Source organism: Rhodovulum sp. (assembly GCF_011048875.1).
Classification (GTDB): domain Bacteria; phylum Pseudomonadota; class Alphaproteobacteria; order Rhodobacterales; family Rhodobacteraceae; genus Rhodovulum; species Rhodovulum tesquicola.
Window position 1 is genome coordinate 1 of sequence record NZ_DSDD01000123.1, and the last position, 2,416, is coordinate 2,416.

Annotated in this window: 3 protein-coding genes and 1 pseudogene; 3 read left to right on the forward strand and 1 reads right to left on the reverse strand. The window is 66.6% G+C overall.

Annotated features, from left to right (window positions below):
* Both ENN83_RS04085 and ENN83_RS04090 read left to right on the forward strand, forming a co-directional pair.
* The coding region (locus ENN83_RS04085) for a helix-turn-helix domain-containing protein (protein WP_287184337.1) at window positions 1-285 on the forward strand (285 nt) is incomplete at its 5' end.
* A gap of 91 nt (window positions 286-376) precedes the next feature.
* Window positions 377-1,177, forward strand: coding sequence for an inositol monophosphatase family protein (locus tag ENN83_RS04090; RefSeq protein WP_287184339.1), 801 nt, complete (start codon window positions 377-379; stop codon window positions 1,175-1,177).
* Window positions 1,178-1,450: 273 nt separating this feature from the next.
* Here the strand turns inward: ENN83_RS04090 and ENN83_RS04095 are convergent, their stop codons facing one another.
* A complete protein-coding gene (locus tag ENN83_RS04095; protein ID WP_287184341.1) occupies window positions 1,451-2,206 on the reverse strand; it encodes a hypothetical protein in 756 nt (251 codons plus the stop codon).
* Between the two features lie 75 nt (window positions 2,207-2,281).
* On the opposite strand from ENN83_RS04095, the pseudogene ENN83_RS04100 reads away from it, so the two are divergent.
* A pseudogene (locus ENN83_RS04100) lies at window positions 2,282-2,416 on the forward strand (translation initiation factor IF-3); the annotation flags it as partial.

Here is a 2,416-nt window from a genome sequence, read left to right on the forward strand (position 1 = left end):
GAGAAGGTCGGGATCAAGTTCCAGCAGATCCAGAAATACGAGACTGGCATGAACCGTGTCAGCGCGTCGCGCCTTTGGGACATCGCCGATGCGCTTGACGTGGCGGTCAGCTTCTTCTTCGAGGGGCTGGACAGCAAGATGCCAGAGGGCGAGGGGCAAGGCATGCCCGACGACATCCTGTCAGACAAGGAGGCGCTGGAACTGGTGCGCTCCTACTATGCGATCCCGGAAAACCAGCGGCGCCGGTTGTTCGAACTGGCGCGGGTGCTGAGCGACGTCGCCTGACGCGCGCGCTTGACGGAACCCGGCCGGGCGGATACCGCCCAGGCCAGGGGCGAGGTGCGCCCCGCATTCCGCAGGCCAGCCAAGAGGCAGAATGTCCCGTTTCGACTCCGACGAGCTGATCGCCACCGCGCATGCGCTGGCAGACGCTGCGCGTGCGGCGACGCTTGCCCGTTTCCGCACTGCGGCGCTGGGGGTCGAGAACAAGGCCGGTGCCGGGTTCGACCCGGTCACGCTGGCCGACCGCGAGGCCGAGGTGGCGATGCGCGCGGTTCTGGCCGAACGGCGGCCGGATGACGCGATCCTGGGCGAGGAACTTGCCGGGGTCGCGGGCAGCAGCGGGCTGACCTGGGTGCTGGACCCGGTGGACGGCACGCGCAGCTTCATGTGCGGCACGCCGACCTGGGGGGTTCTGATCGCGGTGGCGGACGAGAGCGGGCCGTTCTTCGGCCTGATCGACCAGCCCTATATCGGCGAGCGTTTCCTCGGCGGGCTGGGCCTGGCCGAATTGCAGGCGCGCACGGGACGTCACCCGCTGCAAACGCGCGCGCCGCGCCCGCTGGCCGAGGCGTCGCTGTTCACCACCTTCCCCGAGATCGGCAGCCCCGAAGAGGCCCGCGCATTCGCCGCGCTTGCCGGGCAGGTGCGGCTGACGCGCTATGGGCTGGATTGCTATGCCTATGCGCTGGTCGCGCTGGGCCAGATCGACCTTGTGGTGGAGGCGGGCTTGCAGGCCTATGACGTCCAGGCCCCAATCGCGGTGATCGAAGCGGCGGGCGGCATCGTCACCGACTGGCGCGGTGGGTCGGCGCATCAGGGCGGGCGGGTGATCGCGGCGGCCAACAGCGCGGTGCATGCCGAGGCGCTGGAGATACTATCGCGGACTCCGGTCTAGCTACGACCCGTTTTCAGCGGAGTTCGGTGCCGCGCGAAGTCTGTTTCAGAACCGAAACCGCAGGCGCGCGCGATGGACGAGCGATGCATGCGCGGGTCAGTCGGCGTCCCCCGGACCGTCGGGCGCAGGGCTGCCTGATCAGGTGCTCGCTTGGAGCAGGCCACCAAAAAAGAGCCCGCAAGACACTGGTCTTGCGGGTTCATTTTCAGGCATCGGGAGCCAGGACGCGCGCCGCACGAGACACGCGCCGTAACAGGGACGCGCGCGTGGCTTCTACATGCCCAGCGCGGTGCGCACCTGGTCGAGCACGCCACCCAACATCTCGGGCACGTTGCGCGCGGTTTCGACCGCCGCCTTCAGGGCGCCTTTCTGGGCATCGTCCAGCGACGAGTCTTCGATCATTGCGATGACAGCATCGGCATCGAATCCCTCGGGGCTCAGCGCGTCGGCAGGCGGGGTTGTCACGGCCTCCTCAACCGCTTCAGCCGCATCCGTCACCGTTTCCTCGACGGCCTCCGCAGCCTCCCCGGCAACATCGGCGGCGTCTTCGATGGCACTCTCGACCGCCTCTTCCAAGGCTTCTGCGGCTTCCTCGGCTTGTTCGGCAGCCTCTTCGGCCTCCTCGATCACCTCCTCGACGGCTTCGCCGGCAGCCTCTTCGGCTTCCTCGATCACCTCCTCGACGGCTTCGCCGGTAGCCTCTTCGGCCTCCTCGATCACCTCCTCGACGGCCTCATCGGGCGACTCGACCGCAATCTCGGGCGCCGCTTCATCCTCGGCCATGTTGCCGATATACCAGACATAGCCGCCGACCCCGACGGCGGCGAGGATGACGATCGTGATCAGGGCTTTCTTCATGGTTGTTTCCTCATCTCGCGTGCACGCGCAGTTCTTGCGCTGCCTGCTTGTCGCACAAAACGACGCACAGACAAACCGGAACGAACGCCGCAGCGGCGTTTCTCTGCCGAAAAGGCCGCGGAAAACCGCCTTGAAGCAAGACGTTCCCACGAGTAACTTGATCGTCAGCATTTACGGTAGAAAAGGAACCATACCATAGCCCGCAGACCCCACAACGCGCCTCCCACGCGAGACACCGGTCCCCGCGTGAATGAGCGCATTCGTGCCCCCGAGATCCGCCTCATCGGCGCGGAAGGCGAGAACATCGGTGTCGTGACCCCCGAACGGGGAATGGCCTTGGCCGAGGAAGCGGGGCTTGATCTCGTCGAAATTTCGCCGACC